Origin of the sequence: Caballeronia sp. AZ7_KS35, assembly GCF_023631045.1 — a bacterium.
GTDB lineage: Bacteria > Pseudomonadota > Gammaproteobacteria > Burkholderiales > Burkholderiaceae > Caballeronia > Caballeronia zhejiangensis.
Genome location: NZ_JALQDV010000062.1, coordinates 43,864 through 58,512, shown reverse-complemented (window position 1 = coordinate 58,512; position 14,649 = coordinate 43,864). Strand labels below are relative to the sequence as shown.

Below are 14,649 nucleotides of genomic sequence, written 5' to 3'. Positions count from 1 at the left end.
GAGATGACATCGGGAAAGAAGGAACTGAAGGCGCCTGGAAAACGGATGCCGCAAAATCATAACAGGCTGGAAGGGTGCGTTATTGTGGCGCGTGCCTCGTTGGCGTACGGACAGCCCCGACCATTTGTGCGTCGGCGAACTTGGGGGCATCTGAATAATGCGTCGCTCTTCTGTTGGCAGTCGACAATCAACGCAGCGTTTCGTCGAACGATGCATGGCAGCTTCTTTGACGCGGCGAAATCGGTTAGCCTTTATCGTCTTCATGGACCTTCTTGGGCGCGACGACAATGCAGCAACTCGACATATTTGCCGACAGCCGCGACGTAGCCCTGCGCAATGATGTGGTGGAGCAGTTGCAGCTTCGCGACGCCTCCGCGGCGCGAACGGCACTCACATTGCTCGCCGGCGAATATCCGAGCGACCGTGCACTGCCTTCCATGACGGTGCTTGTCCAGCAACTTGAGAACGCATCAACGCTCGCCGTGACCGACCACGCTGAGTTGGCCGTGATCTGCCGTCACTTTGAGAATGAGGTGGCGCACGCTGCCCGACAAGTTTTGCCCGAGCGGTACGCCCAGTTGTGGATGACACAATGCTGGCGCGAACTCGCTCAGCGCGCCGCAGCGTTGAGGTACCGTGCCGGTGAGCCGGACAGTCACGCCGCACCTCTGTGGCTTCGGGCAAATGACTGGGCCGCTGCCAGCGATGCTATCGAATCGATTGAGTCCTGGTGGCGGATTCCATCGCCGCTCGCGTGGATGACCGAGGCGCGCTATCGTGCCGCCGGAATCGATGCAGCGTGGCCGCAATTTGCGGAGTTGGCGTGGTTGGCACCGGCCAAGTTCGCCGCGCTCATCGTCACCCTGAACGACGCTTCGCTCAACGTGCTGCGTCAACGCTTTGATGCAGATTTCCGAGGAACAGGCGACATCGAAGATTACGCCTGGTTTCCAGCGTGGCTGCTCATCATCAAACCGGCAGTCGCAGAAGGGCTCGGCGAGGCGCGCGTCCAGCGCGATCTGCCGGCATCGCGTGCGACTGCCTTACTCCGAGAGGTTCTGCGTCGGGAATGTGAAGGCGAACAGCACGAACTGATTGCCCTGCGTCAAGAGATCCGCCGCCTGCATTCGGGCCTTTTTGACATATACATGGCAACGCGGAACGTGCAGCACCGATGAGGCCACGCCGCGTACGTTGCAGGGCCTGGGCCCCCCGCGTCCCGAACGAAAACCGAATCACTGACTCGGAAATCTTCGCTGCAGACTTTCGGCTGCGTGTGGACGGCGATGCGGACTTTGGCGTTTGCATTTTCTCCATAGGCATTGTTCGCCGACCGTGCAGGACGTCGCGCGCCGCGCGAATGTCTACGTGGGTTTTGTATCGCGCGTGCTCAATGGACGCGACAACGTCGCGCCGATGATTCACAAGGCCGTGACCCACTGAGTAGCTCGACCTAGGGTTATCCCGAATACAGCAAGAATTTGTTGTTCAAACGCTCATTAATCTTAAGCGGGCGCTTACCTATACTGAAGTCACTGAAACGCAAACAGGGCTGTTTGCGAAAAACAAGACTCGGAGGTAAGTATCATGAAACTCGCAACTATCGTCGTCGCCGCTGCACTCGCTATCCCGGCAGCTTCTTCGTTCGCTCAGAGCCAACCGGTGACCCGCGCACAAGTGAAGGCAGAGCTGGTTCAACTGGAACGCGCTGGCTATAACCCGACCGCCGATCAGACAACATATCCCGCGCAGATTCAGGCAGCGGAAGCGAAGGTCGCAGCACAGAACGGGCAAGCGAGCTACGGCGGCGCGGCTGACACTGGATCGGCATCGGGCGGTCCCGCCCATACCGGCAACAGAGTCGCTCCTGTCTATTTCGGTCACTAATCGACCGGCAGAGTCGAAAGGCTCTCGCACAATAAGAGGACTGGCCGCTGTGGTGGTACGGCCAGTTTACCTAACAACACCTCCGCCACCGGCCTAGCCGATGGCTTGCCCAGCACCTAAGTCGTCCTGGGCCTTTTTGCGTGGGTGTTTTCCGGAGGAAAGGACAGCGGCGATATCTCTGGCGTCAGCAGGAGCGTGAATTGCGTCGATGCGCGGGTTGCCCGGTCACGCGGTAGAAGACCGGGCAGCTGCCGTAACAGGATGCCGCACGTTGCCCTGTTTCCGTCACGCGTCGTTTTCGATGCGCGCCAATAGCGATCTCTCGCAACTCGCACTGATCCGAGCGGGTGCGGGAATCGGCGGTTGTCATGTCGCGATTGCGCGCTGCGATGGTCTCGTACGCGTGCTGTCGAAAGCGTTCGCGCTCCCGCTCGAAACCTGGGTGACGATGCACGAAGATCGGCGCGCGAGCCCGCGCTGCCGCGCTACCTTCGATTCCCTTGCTGACGCGCTCGAATAGTGCGCGCGATAACGCCGCGACTGGGCGACACGCGCATCCGCGCGTCGGCGCGCGCTAATCGCCGATTGCGCCCTGCGTGGCTGGCCGTCATGTACTTCAGATATACCGTCTGGGATTTGACGCTTTGCCTGACCGGTTCGGCGGACACCTTATCGGCCCAAATTCCCGCGGTCCATGGACAGTCTAGTGCGACGATCCAGAACCGCGTCGGTAATGGTCGGTCAGACGATGACGGCAGTCCGCGAAGTGGCTTTGATGTATCGTGCTGGCCGCAATCGCTCGGCGAAAGACAGAGAGGGAGGCTAGCTCCGCACATGCGGCACGTCTGGGCCAGCCCTGATTCGGCGGCCGACCGCGGCGAGGGCCTCAATCGCGCCGCCTGAATATCTCCTCGAGGTCGACCTGTTCTTCGACGACATCGAGGTTCAGCGAGCTTTCGATGTGGTCGAGGTGATGAAGCATGAGTTCGACCGCCCGTTCGCCTTGGCCCTCCGTGATCGCGTCCACGACGGCGGCATGCTCGTCAGCCCGGCAACTCGCGCTTATCGGTGCGTCGTAGAGCAGGATCACCAGGCAGGTAAGCGTCGTCAGCTCACGCATGCTGCGCGTGAAGGCGGAATTGCCCGATAACGTCGCGACGAGGTTGTGGAATTCCCCGGAGAGCCGAATGACCGCGCGCTTGTCGGCGCGCTCGCGGGCATCCATTTCAAGGGCTAAGTGGTTGCGCAGTTGCGCAAGCTTGTCAGGCGTGGCGGCCCGCGTAAGCCGACGTATGACGGCCGGTTCGATGACCCTGCGCGCCTCGAACACGTCTCGCGCCTGATCGACCGACGGCTTCGCGACGAACCAGCCTTTCTTCGGATAGACCTCGACGATCTGCTCATAGGCAAGACGGCTGAGGGCATCGCGAACGCGCGCGCGATTCACGCCGAAGATGCTTGCAAGCCGCTCCTCGGCGAGTTTCGTGCCGGGCAACAAACGGTGTTCGAGCAGCGCAACGTAGATCTGCTCGTAAATCTCTTCGCTGGTATTGTCGCCCTCACGCATCTTGCGGGGTTTGCCTGTCTGCTTTTCGCCGACTGTTTTTAGCATGTGCTGCACTTCGAGAAATAGCGCATGTCGAGGCCGACATGCCGTTGAATTGACGTCCACGAGCGCTGGTCGGTGTTACGCAATGAGCGGATGCTCCGCAATCCAGTGCCGCGCGATGTCGATACGCCGCGTCACCCATACGTCTTCGTGCTTCATCACGTGATCGAGGAATCGCTCGAGCCCGGCGGCGCGCGCCGGATGACCGATCAGACGCATGTGCAGTCCGATCGACATCATCTTCGGCTGCGTCGCGCCTTCGCGATACAGCATGTCGAAAGTATCGCGCATGAATTCAAACCACTGACTGCCGGTTCCGACCGAACTCGCGTACTGTCCGTCGTTCGTGGTGAGCGAGTAGGGTATCACCAAATGCGGACGATTCCCGACGACCTTCCAGAACGGCAGTTCATCGCCGTAGTAGTCGGAATCGTAAAGGAAACCACCTTCTTCGGCGAGCAGGCGGCGCGTGTTCACGGACGGCGAATAACGGCAGTACCAGCCATAAGGGCGTTCGCCGGTGGTGTGGGTCAGCGACTCGATGGCGCGGCGAATATGCTCGCGTTCGGTGGCTTCGTCCAGTTCGTAATGCTTGATCCATCGCCAGCCGTGACTGCATACGTCGTGGCGTGCCTGGCGGATCGCTTCGGCGGCTTGCGGATTACGCTCCAGCGCAAGCGCGCAGCCGTAGACGGTGAGCGGCAGGCCGCGCTCTTCGAAAAGCCGCATCAGGCGCCAGAAGCCGACGCGGCTACCGTATTCGAACAGACCTTCCGCGGCGAGATCGCGGCCGCGCACGCCCGAGTTCAATCCGTGCGATTCCGTGAACCAGGTCTCGGTCGCACTCTCGCCATCGCCGATGGAAGGCTCGGAGCCTTCCTCGTAGTTCATCACGAAGTTGATCGCGATGCGGGCCTTGCCTGGCCATCGCGGGTCCGGCGGCGTTGCGCCATAGCCGATAAAGTCGCGCTCCAGTTCCATGCGTCGCTCCAGTTGAGTCGAATGAGTGGTCAGAGCATCACGTCGCCGCCGTTGGGCGAGAGCGTCTGGCCGATGAAATACGCGCCGCCCGTCTCGGACGCGAGCAGCAGCGCCGTTGGCGCGATTTCGTCGCTTTCACCGAAACGGCCGGCGGGAAGCTGCGCGAACTTTATTGCGCGCCAGGCGTCCGTGAAGCTCGCCAGCATTGCGGTTTCGACCGGCCCCGGCGCGATGGCATTAACGGTTACGCCGTGCGGTGCGCCTTCATAAGACAGTGCGCGCGTGAACCCGACGACGCCCGCCTTCGATGCGCAGTAGTGCGCCATGTCGTGCGTGCCCTTGTAGGCGAGCTGCGATGCAATGTTTATGACGCGCCCATACTTGCGCGCGATCATGGCGGCGAAAAACTGCTTCGTCACGAGGAACGTGCCGCGCAGGTTCACAGCCATCATGCGGTCCCATTCGTCGATGGACAGGTCGACGAATGATGTTTCGCCACTGATGCCGGCCGCGTTCACGAGAATATCGACGGCGCCGAGTTTTTCGCGTGCCCATGCGCCGAGGCGCGCGACGGACGCCACATCCGTCACGTCGCATTCGGTTGTCGCGACACGCGTGCCGTTCGCGCCGAGTTCATCGGCGAGCGCCTGGGCGCCGGCTGCATCGCCGATATGCGAAATGCCGATGCTCGCGCCCTGCGCCGCGAAGAGCCGCACGATGGCGCGGCCGATGCCGCTGTTGCCGCCCGTCACGAGCGCGGTACGACCTTTCAGCGAAAACGATTCCATGAACACTCCCTGTCAAGAGGAAACCGGCGCCGCGTCAGCGGGCGGCTGCTTCGGCAAGCCATTGCGCATACGCCCGGATGCCGGTCTCGATGTCGTGGCGTGGGCGAAAACCCAAATCGGTGGCTGCGGCCGAGATGTCGAACTGCTCCTGAAGTTCGTCGAGCGGATCGGGCCCGGGTTCGAGTTCGATATCGGCGTCGGGCATCACACGGCGCACGACCTCCGCCACTTCGCCCAGCGTGAGTCGGATGCCGCCCGTGATGTTGTAGACGCGCCGGCGAAGCACGGGCGCGTCGAGGGCCGCGAGCAGAGCGGCGGCGGCGTCGTCGACATGGATGTACTGGCGATGAAAGTCTGCGCCGAACGGCACGCGCGTCGGCTGCGCGCGCATTGCGTCGGTCAGCATGCGGCGAATCACGCAGTCGTTGGTGCGATGCGGACCATAAACCCACGACAGACGCAGACTCACGCCGTCCACGCCGTATTGCTTCGCGTAGGCGCTGACCAGTTGCTCGCCGCAGACCTTGCTCGCGCCATAGAGGCTCGCCGGCGCCATCGGCACGTCCTCCTTCACGGGGCCGGGCGGCGTATCGCCGTAAGCGCTCGTCGACGAGCAATAGACAAAGCGCCGCGCGCCGTGGATGCGTGCGAGTTCGAGCATGTTGGCCGTGCCGCCGATGTTGACATCGAACATGGCGACGGGATCGTCGCGCGCGACCATCGGCCCGGAAAACGCGCCGCAATGAATGACGGCATCCAGCCCGTCGCGCGCGAGCGCATGCAGCCGATGCACGTTGCGCAAGTCGCCTTCCAGTACGGTCATCTCGCCGATGCGCAGTCCGCCCTCGCGATCCACCGCAATCACCGCGTCACCGCGTGCGTGCAGCAAATGCGACACGGCGCGTCCGACGAGACCGGCCGCGCCGGTCACCAAGATTTTTTGCGGCTGGCTCATTGTCGTGCCCCTGCGACGTCGAGATGATGAACGGTTTTCGCCACTTCCTCGATCGGAAGCTCGGCCTGCAACAGCTTGCGCGTGTAATCCTCGACGGGCCGCTCGAACACGGTGTCGGCGGTGCCCGTCTCGATGATCTTTCCGTGCCGCATCACCGCGACATAGTGCGCGAGCGAGCGCACCGAGTTCAGGTCGTGCGTGATGAAAAGTGCGGACAGGCCCATCTCGCGCTGAAGATTGCGCACGAGGTCGATGATCTGTGCGCGCACTCGGATGTCGAGCGCGGTCGTGCATTCGTCGAAGACGACGAAATCGGGGTTCGCGGCGAGTGCGCGCGCAATGCCCACGCGCTTCTGCTCGCCCGCCGTGAGGTCGTGCGGATACGCGTTCGCGCGGCGCCGCGAAAGATTCACGAGATCGAGCAAATGCAGAATGCGCGCCTCCCGATCGGCGCGGCTCAGCTTGTCGCCGAGTGCGAACGGCTCGGCGATCAGATCGCGCACCTGCCAGCGCGGATTCAGCGACACATACGGTTCCTGAAACACCATCTGCATCCGTCGCCGCACGCTGCGAAACGCGCGAGGCGTCATGTCGAGCGTACTCACGCCGTCGAAGCGCACGACACCCGAGTCCGCGTCGAGCAGACGCAGTAGGCATTGCCCGGTCGTCGTCTTGCCCGAGCCGCTTTCGCCGACGAGCGCGAGCGTCTCGCCCCGTCCGATCGAAAACGAGACGTCGTCGATCGCGCGCACCACGGCGTGATTGCGGTCGGAAACGAAAGTCTTGACCAGATGCTCGACTTCCAGCAGTGGACGCGGCGTCTGCGCGGCTTGCTCTCCGGCGGCTTGCGCGCCGCGCGGCGCGGGACGCACTTTCGCGGCATCGAGCAACTCGCGGCTGTAGGAGCGGGACGGTGATCGAATGAACGGGCCGACGTCCGCGAGCTCGATCAACTGGCCGTCCTTCATGATGGCAACGCGGTCGCAGTAGTTCGCAACGATGCCCAGATCGTGCGTCACCATCACGACGCTGAGACCCAGTTCGCGCGCCTTGCTCGCGAGCAGGTCGAGCACCTGCAACTGGATGGTCGCGTCGAGCCCGAGCGTCGCGTCGTCGGCGAGGAGAACCCTCGGCTGCGCGATCAGCGCCATCGCGATCACCACGCGCTGCGCCATGCCGCCCGAAAGTTCGTGAGGATACGCGTGGGCCCGCGCTTCCGGATTGACGATGCCCACTTGTTCGAATAGTTCGATGGCTTCGCGCCACGCCGCTTTCCGGCCGATGCGCTTATGGACGCGCAGCACGCGCACGATCTGCGCACCGACCGTCTCGACAGGATCGAGCAGCATTTTCGCGTTCGTGCCGATCAGCGCGACATCGCCGCCGCGATAACCGCGCTTTTCACGCGCGGACATGTCCAGCACGGACTTGCCGTCGAGCACGATGCGGCCGCCGACCACGCGGCCGCCCTCCGGCAACAGGTCGATGATGGAACGCGCCAGCACCGACTTGCCCGCGCCGGTTTCGCCGACGATGCCGAGGATTTCGCCCTTGCGCAGCGCGAAGCTGACGTCGTCGAGCACGTGCCGGGACGGCGCGTCGTCGAAGGCGACGCTCAGGTTGTCGACTTCGAGCAATGAAGTTGAGAGCGAGCTGCTCATGACTTGCCTCGCGTGACGGGATCGGAGAGACGCTTGACGGCATCGCCGAGAATCGCGAAGGTCAGCACCGAGACGATGATGGCGAGGCCCGGAAAGAGCGCTGCCCACCAGACGCCGAGAATCATCTGCTGCGCGCCATTGGCGACCATCAGGCCCCACTCGGGCGTCGGCATGCGCACGCCCGCGCCGACGAACGAGAGCCCTGCCGTCAGCAGAATGGCCATGCCGATGCTGATGGAAATCTGCACGATGGCAGGCGTGATGGCATTGGGCAGGATGTGGCGGAACATGATGGCCTTATCGGTGGCGCCACTGCACACCGCCGCGCTGATGAAGGGCCGGTCGCGCAACGACAGCACTTCAGCCCGGATCAGGCGCGCGAACATCGGTATGAAAAGGACGGCCAGCACGATCGCGACGTTCCAGATTTCCTGACCCATGACGGACACGAGCGCCATGCCGATGACGAAAACCGGAAACGACTGGATGAAGTCAAATACACGCATCACGAGCGTGCTCACCAGGTTTCGGTAATAGCCGATGAAAAGCCCGATCGGCACGCCAATCGCGAAGGCGATGGCCACCGCCGTGACGCTGATGAGCAAGTTGATGCGGGTCGCGTAGATCACGCGCGAAAGGATGTCCATGCCCGACACATCCGTGCCGAACCAGTAGCGCCACGACGGCGGCTTCAGGATGTTGGACGGATCGGCGTCGATCGGCGAGTGCGGCGCGATGACGGGCGCGAAAACGATCAGCACGATCTGCAGCGCGAGCAGCGCGAGCCCGATGACGAGCGTTGCATTCGCGCGGCCACGCAGGGAAAAGAGCGGTTTCATATCTCGATCCTCGGGTCGGCGAGGCCGTAGAGCACATCCACGGCGGTATAGACGAGCAGGATGAATGCGGCGGCCACGAGCACGAAGCCCTGCAGCGCGGGATAGTCGCTGTTCATCACCGCTTGGACCGCGTACTGGCCGAGGCCGCCCCACGCGAAGATCGTCTCCACCAGCACCGCCGCGCCCAGCAGGAAGCCGAACAGAAAGCCGATCATCGTGATGATAGGAGGCAGGCTGTTGCGCAGCGCACTCAGCACGAGCGTGCGCTCGGAAAGACCGGATGCGCGTCCGTGACGGATGAACTCGCTCTTGTAGAGGCCCTCGAACGTGGCGCGCGTCAGCTTCATCAGGCCGCCCATGTTGACGATGGTGAGCGTGAGCACCGGCAGCCACAGATGCGATACCGACGAGCGCCATGCTTCCCAGTCGCCGGCGATCACGCTGTCGATGGTGTAGAAGCCCGTGACCGTCGGCGGCGGCGTGACGAACGAATCGACGCGTCCGAACGGTGCGGGCGCAATGCCGGCGAGATGAAACAGCGTGTAGATCAACAGTAGGCCGACCCAGAAATCGGGGATGGCGCCCGCAGCGAGTCCATACACGCGGCTCGCCCGATCGACGATGCCGCCGGGACGCACCGCCGATGTCACCGCGATGCCGACGCCCAGCACCACGGTCAGGATCATCGAGTAGACGATGAGTTCGAGCGTCGCGGGCACGCGTTGCAGCAGGTCGACGGTCACGGGATTCGACGTGAACATCGAGGTGCCGAGATCGCCGTGCATCAGCGCCGACACATAGCCGCCGAACTGCGACCAGACGCTGCCGTTCAGATGCAGCCGCTCGCGCAACGAAGCAATGGCTTCGGGCGTCGCCATGTTGCCGAGCATCAACAGGGCGGGATCGCCGGGCAGCAGTCGAATCAGCAGAAACGTCGCGAACATCACGCCGAACATCTGCGGAACGAGAATACCGATCCGCGCGATGACGATGCGCAACGGGCGCGGAACGAATCGCCATGCAGTGAAGAGAGACATCGCACTGGTCCTCGGTGAAGGAATGAACCGCGCGCACGCCCGAGGAGGCCGGTGTGCGCGCGCCGGTGCTGCTTAGTTCTTGGAAAAGTCGTACCAGGTGTTGCCGTTGGTCGTGTTCCAGCTATAGCCCTTGACGTTCGCGCGCGTGGCGAGCTGGTAGCCCGGATTGATCAGAAAGACCCACGGCGCTTCGTTCATCACGAGTTCCTGGACGCGATGCATCTCGGTCGTGCGCTTCGCTTCGTCGGTAATGGAAAGGCTTTCGTTGATGAGCGAATCGACTTCGGCGTTCTTGTAGTGCGAGTAGTTGATGAGCGATGCGCTATTGAGCCACAGGTTCGTCACGTAGGCGGCGTCCGGGACGATTGCCATGTCGCGGAAGAAGTACATCGGGATCGTGCCCTTCGAATAGCGCTCGACGAGCGTCGATGCCGGCAGCTTCTGCAATTCGACATCCACGCCGATCTTCGAGAACGCGGTCTTTAGGATGATTGCGAGCTCTTCCTCGGTCTGGTCGCCGGTCGGGTAGCCGAGCTGCGTCTTGAAGCCCTTTTCATAACCGGCTTCCTTCAGCAGCGCACGTGCTTTATTGAGGTCTTCGGTGTAGTGATAGTACTGATCGGTATAGGCCGGATAGATCTCCGACACCGGGCTTTTTGTCGGCCGCGCCGTGCCATAAAACACCGACTTCAGGATCTGCTCGCGCGGCACCGCGTAATTCAGCGCCTGACGCACCTTCTCGTTGTTGAACGGCGCGGTGTTGTTGTTCATCTCCACGCGCTGGATGTAGTTACCGTACACCTTCCAGACCTTCACGCCCGGCATCTTGTCGAGCGTGGTCTGCTCGCGCGGCGCGAGCCATTCCGCGACGTCGACCGCGCCCGCCTGCAGCGCGGCAAGGCGGTTCGCGGACGTCGGCATTTCGCGGAACATGATGCGCGTGAGCTTCGGCGCGCCACGATAGTAGTTCTTGTTCGCGTCGTAGACGACTTCCTGGCCCGGCGCGTACTTGGTCACCTGATACGGTGCGAAAGATGCCGAATGGCTCGCGAGCCAGCGCGAACCCCACGGATCGTCGGAGGTGACGTGTTTCTTGATCTCGACCGAATCGATGATTCCGAGATCGTTGTTCACCCAGATGCGCTCGATCAGCGGCGAAGGCTTCGGCAGCGTGACCTTGACCGTCTGATCGTCGATCTTCTGGAACGCGGCCTTGAAGTCGCTGATCTTCAGCACCTGCGTCATGTACCAGCGGAACGTCGCCTTGAGGTTCCAGCCGCGCTCGAAGGTCCACATGACGTCGTCGGCGGTGAGCGTGTTGCCCACATAGCTTTTCACGCCGCGACGCAGATGGAACGTGATCGAAGTCTTGTCCGGCGACGTCTCCCAACTCTCCGCGAGCGCGCCGCGGATCTTGCTGAAATCTTCCACCGTGACGCCGTTCTCGCCGGGCTTCGTCTCGTACGAAAGCAGCCGTTCGTAGATGTTGCGGCGCGCTTCGTGGCCTGCTTCAGTCGGCGGATATTCCTGATCGAGCGATTCCGGCGTGCGCGGACCAGCCACGACGAGGATCGCGTTGTTGCCCTGCGCATGCACGGGTATCGCGCCCGCAGCGATGCCGATTGCGACGGCGGCCGCGATGAGCCGTCCAAACCCGAGGGAACCCGCTCGCGCCGATGCTGACGCGCGGGCTGCTTCGTACGATTGCGACATGACACGCTCCTTGCGTGAAGAGTGAGACGAATGGCGTTGGAGACTTGAAGATCAGCGCGCCGCGCGTTCGGCGGTCCTGCCTGGAACAATGGTCGGCAGACCGCGTGCGAGAAAGCGTCCGCGTCCGGGCGTACCGAGAAAACGCTCGCCGTCCCACACGATTTCGCCACCGGCCACCGTGTAGCCCGGCCACGCTGAGAGCGCGCGGCCTTCGTACGGCGTGTAATCCACCGCGTGATGCAGCATCGCGTTGGTGAGCGCAACCGGGTCGCCGGGTCGCTCGTTCCAGATCACGAAGTCGGCGTCCGAGCCGATCGCGATCGTCCCTTTGCGCGGATGCAGGCCGTAGGTCTTTGCCGGATTCGTCGCGGTCAGCTCGACGAAGCGGTTGACGGAAATGCGCCCCGTCATCACGCCCTCTGAATACAGCAGCGGCAAACGCGTCTCGATACCCGGAATCCCGTTGGGAATGTGCGGGAACGCAACCTCCTCTCCGTCGGGCTTTTTGCCGTGCGGGTCGTCGAAGGAAAACGGCGCGTGGTCCGACGAGAAAATCGTGAAGGTGCCGTCCGCGAGCGCTGCCCAGATGGCCTGCTGACTCGCGGTGTCACGCGGCGGTGGACTGCATACGCATCGCGCGCCTTCGTAGCTGTCGTCGATGCCGAGATCCTCGGCGGTCAGAAAGAGATATTGCGGACAGGTCTCGGACAACACCTTGAGGCCACGGTTGCGCGCCCACTGAATCTGCTCGACGGCTTCCCGCGCGGATACGTGCACGAGCAGCATCGGAACGTTGACGAGTTCGGCCAGGCTGATCGCGCGATGCGTCGCTTCTCGCTCGACGAGCATCGGCCGCGATGCCGCGTGATAGCGCGGCGCAGTGAGTCCCGCGTCGAGCAGGCTTTGCGTGAGCCAGGCGATGCAGTCGCTGTTTTCGGCGTGAATCATCGCCATTGCGCCATGTGCGCGGGCGAGGGCAAGCAGACGCAGGATCTGGCCGTCGTCGAGCTTCAGATCGTCGTACGTCATGTAGATCTTGAACGACGTATAGCCCTCGGCGATGAGTTGCGGCAGCTCATTCGCGATGATGTCCGGTGTCGCGTCCGACACGATCAGATGAAAACCATAGTCGATGCACGCACGCCCGTTCGCCCGCCGGTGATAGTCCTCCACGGCCGCGCGCAGCGTCCCGCCTTTGTGCTGCGCGGCGAACGGGATGATGGTGGTGGTCCCGCCGCATGCCGCGGAGCGCGTGCCGGACTCGAAGTCGTCGGTCATGCGAGCGGGCGGCGCGATGGGCTGATCGAGGTGGCAATGCGCGTCGATGCCGCCGGGCGTCGTGACGCGGCCGCCCGCGTCGATTTCACGTTTGCCGGGGGCGAGCGAAAGCCCCATTTGAGCGATGCGGCCGTCGCGTACGCCGATGTCGGTCAGGAATGTATCGCTCGCTGTCGCGACTTGTGCGTTGCGCACGATGAGGTCGAAAACTGCGTTCATGGAGGCCCGTTGTCAGATTCGTTGTTGACATGGCAACTTAGGCTAATGCGTCAAAATAAATGTCAAAAATAAATTTGTTGTTGACATTGATGTTGACTAGATCGGTGTTCGTCATTCGCGGATGGGGCGAGCAGAGAGCCGTCGCAACCTGCGACCGCAAACTCGACTCTCCAGCGGCAACTAAGGGTAATCCCTCAGTTGCTGTTTTTTTTTGGTGTTTGCATCGTAAACGTATGTTGTTGACGAAGTACATTTTCGCGAGGACCTTCGATTGCCGAGCCAGCCTCCCCAGACAGCGTCCGCCGTGACGCTTGCCGCCGCGTATGCGGACGGAAGCGCGCATGTGGAAGACGTCGTGCGCCAGTCGCTTGCTGCCGCGCGCGGTGCCAACAGCTGCTTCGTCTCCATAGACGAAGTCCGCGCAGTAAATGAGGCCCGCGCCGCAGCCGCGCGCTGGCGCGACGGACGTCCCGCGAGCGCGCTCGACGGCGTGCCGGTCGCGTGGAAGGACCTTTTCGATGTCGCGGGAAGCGTCACGACGGCGGGGTCGGCGCTGTTCCGCGCCCGCGCTCCAGCAACTGCCGATGCGTCGCTCGTCGCGGCAAGCGTGCGCGCGGGACTGGTCGGCATCGGCAAGACGAACCTCAGTGAATTCGCGTACTCGGGCCTCGGGTTGAACCCGCACTTCGGCACGCCCTTCAATCCCGTCTTCGATGCAACCGTCGCAGATGGCGGACATCGCGCGCCGGGCGGCTCGTCGTCGGGCTCGGCGATCGCGGTGGCGATGGGCGTTGTGTCGATCGCCGTCGGCACCGATACCGCCGGCTCTATCCGCGTGCCCGCCGCGCTAAACGGCGTCGTCGGCTATCGCGCGAGCCGGGCGCGCTATCCGCAGCAGGGCATGACCGGCCTGTCGCGGTCGGCCGACACCATCGGCCCGCTCGCCCGCACAGCCGCCGACTGCGCCGCGTTCGACGCGGTCGTGCGTGGCCGCGAAGCCATCGGCGCGCTGGCCGATCTGCGCGGCCAGCGCTTTGTCGTGCCGACCGGATGGCAGGCGCGTTTCGCGGTGACCGACGCAGTCGCGGGCAACTTCATGCGCTTCCTGTCTCGACTGGCGAAAGCCGGCGCGCGCATCGACGCGACGCCGGTCGTCGCCTTCGACGCCGCCTGCGATCTCATCCGCGCGTGCGGCTGGTTCGGATCGCTCGAAGCCTTCGAGACGTATCGCGGCGTGCTGGATTCTGCCGATGCCGGGCGTATCGACCAGCGCGTGCGCACGCGGCTCGAACTAAGCCGCGGTGTGCCTGCATCGCGTCTTGACGAGTTGCTCGCGGACCGGGAGCGTCTCATCGCCCAGTTCGGCGACGAACTCGCGGGCGCGACGCTGCTGCTTCCGACGGTGCCGCACGTCGCGCCGGAATGCGCGCCGCTCGAAGCCGATCCGGAGCGCTTCGCCCGGGTGAACCTTGAGACGCTGTCGATGACGATGCCCGGCAGCTTGCTCGATACGCCCGCTTTCGCGATGCCCACCGGCGTCGACGCCGCGGGCCTTCCCACCAGCGTGCAACTCATGCGCGCCCAACACGACGACGATGCGCTCATCGCGCTCGCGCTGGCCGTCGAGCAGACGGTCGGTCCGAACTGAATCGCTCAATCGCTCAATCGCTCAAAGGAGAACA

At 63.2% G+C, this 14,649-nt stretch carries 13 protein-coding genes and 1 pseudogene; 5 read left to right on the top strand and 9 right to left on the bottom strand.

Translation table 11 applies throughout. The features are described 5' to 3' along the window. Positions 1-287 precede the first annotated feature (287 nt). The 4 genes and pseudogenes from NCT05_RS33290 to NCT05_RS33280 all read left to right on the top strand — a co-directional run. On the top strand, positions 288-1,178 hold the full coding sequence (locus NCT05_RS33290) for a hypothetical protein (protein WP_250504301.1): 891 nt from the start codon (positions 288-290) through the stop codon (positions 1,176-1,178). 157 nt (positions 1,179-1,335) lie between these two features. After that, a complete protein-coding gene (locus NCT05_RS36895) occupies positions 1,336-1,443 on the top strand; it encodes a LacI family DNA-binding transcriptional regulator (protein ID WP_350030110.1) in 108 nt (35 codons plus the stop codon). 144 nt (positions 1,444-1,587) lie between these two features. Further along, the gene (locus tag NCT05_RS33285; protein WP_250504300.1) at positions 1,588-1,887 is read left to right on the top strand and encodes a DUF4148 domain-containing protein; all 300 of its coding nucleotides are present in this window, start codon (positions 1,588-1,590) and stop codon (positions 1,885-1,887) included. 304 nt (positions 1,888-2,191) lie between these two features. Continuing rightward, positions 2,192-2,407 (top strand): annotated as a pseudogene (locus tag NCT05_RS33280) (LysR family transcriptional regulator); the annotation flags it as partial. A gap of 366 nt (positions 2,408-2,773) precedes the next feature. Here NCT05_RS33280 and NCT05_RS33275 read toward each other — a convergent pair. From NCT05_RS33275 to hydA, 9 genes are all read right to left on the bottom strand, one after another. Beyond that, the gene (locus NCT05_RS33275) at positions 2,774-3,559 is read right to left on the bottom strand and encodes a GntR family transcriptional regulator (protein WP_350030108.1); all 786 of its coding nucleotides are present in this window, start codon (positions 3,557-3,559) and stop codon (positions 2,774-2,776) included. 15 nt (positions 3,560-3,574) lie between these two features. Continuing rightward, positions 3,575-4,477, bottom strand: a complete 903-nt coding sequence (locus tag NCT05_RS33270; protein WP_250504299.1) for a polysaccharide deacetylase family protein — start codon at positions 4,475-4,477, stop codon at positions 3,575-3,577. A 29-nt stretch (positions 4,478-4,506) separates the two neighbouring features. Beyond that, on the bottom strand, positions 4,507-5,265 hold the full coding sequence (locus NCT05_RS33265) for an SDR family NAD(P)-dependent oxidoreductase (protein ID WP_250504298.1): 759 nt from the start codon (positions 5,263-5,265) through the stop codon (positions 4,507-4,509). A 34-nt stretch (positions 5,266-5,299) separates the two neighbouring features. Continuing rightward, positions 5,300-6,220: an NAD-dependent epimerase/dehydratase family protein gene (locus tag NCT05_RS33260; RefSeq protein WP_250504297.1), complete on the bottom strand. Its 921-nt coding sequence runs from the start codon at positions 6,218-6,220 to the stop codon at positions 5,300-5,302. Then, the gene (locus NCT05_RS33255; RefSeq protein WP_250504296.1) at positions 6,217-7,881 is read right to left on the bottom strand and encodes an ATP-binding cassette domain-containing protein; all 1,665 of its coding nucleotides are present in this window, start codon (positions 7,879-7,881) and stop codon (positions 6,217-6,219) included. The genes NCT05_RS33260 and NCT05_RS33255 overlap by 4 nt, the downstream gene beginning before the upstream one ends. Next, complete coding sequence (locus tag NCT05_RS33250; RefSeq protein ID WP_250504295.1) at positions 7,878-8,720, bottom strand: ABC transporter permease; 843 nt, start codon at positions 8,718-8,720, stop codon at positions 7,878-7,880. The genes NCT05_RS33255 and NCT05_RS33250 overlap by 4 nt, the downstream gene beginning before the upstream one ends. Further along, a complete protein-coding gene (locus tag NCT05_RS33245; protein ID WP_250504294.1) occupies positions 8,717-9,757 on the bottom strand; it encodes an ABC transporter permease in 1,041 nt (346 codons plus the stop codon). Before NCT05_RS33245 ends, NCT05_RS33250 begins: the two co-directional genes overlap by 4 nt. Before the next feature lie 72 nt (positions 9,758-9,829). Further along, the gene (locus tag NCT05_RS33240; RefSeq protein ID WP_250504293.1) at positions 9,830-11,470 is read right to left on the bottom strand and encodes an ABC transporter substrate-binding protein; all 1,641 of its coding nucleotides are present in this window, start codon (positions 11,468-11,470) and stop codon (positions 9,830-9,832) included. A gap of 51 nt (positions 11,471-11,521) precedes the next feature. Continuing rightward, the gene (gene hydA / locus NCT05_RS33235; protein ID WP_250504292.1) at positions 11,522-12,967 is read right to left on the bottom strand and encodes a dihydropyrimidinase; all 1,446 of its coding nucleotides are present in this window, start codon (positions 12,965-12,967) and stop codon (positions 11,522-11,524) included. A 304-nt stretch (positions 12,968-13,271) separates the two neighbouring features. Here hydA and NCT05_RS33230 point away from each other — a divergent pair, with 304 nt between their 5' ends. Further along, positions 13,272-14,615 carry an amidase family protein gene (locus tag NCT05_RS33230; protein WP_250504291.1) on the top strand — a complete coding sequence of 448 codons (1,344 nt, stop codon included), beginning with the start codon at positions 13,272-13,274 and terminating at the stop codon, positions 14,613-14,615. The last annotated feature ends 34 nt before the right edge of the window (positions 14,616-14,649 follow it).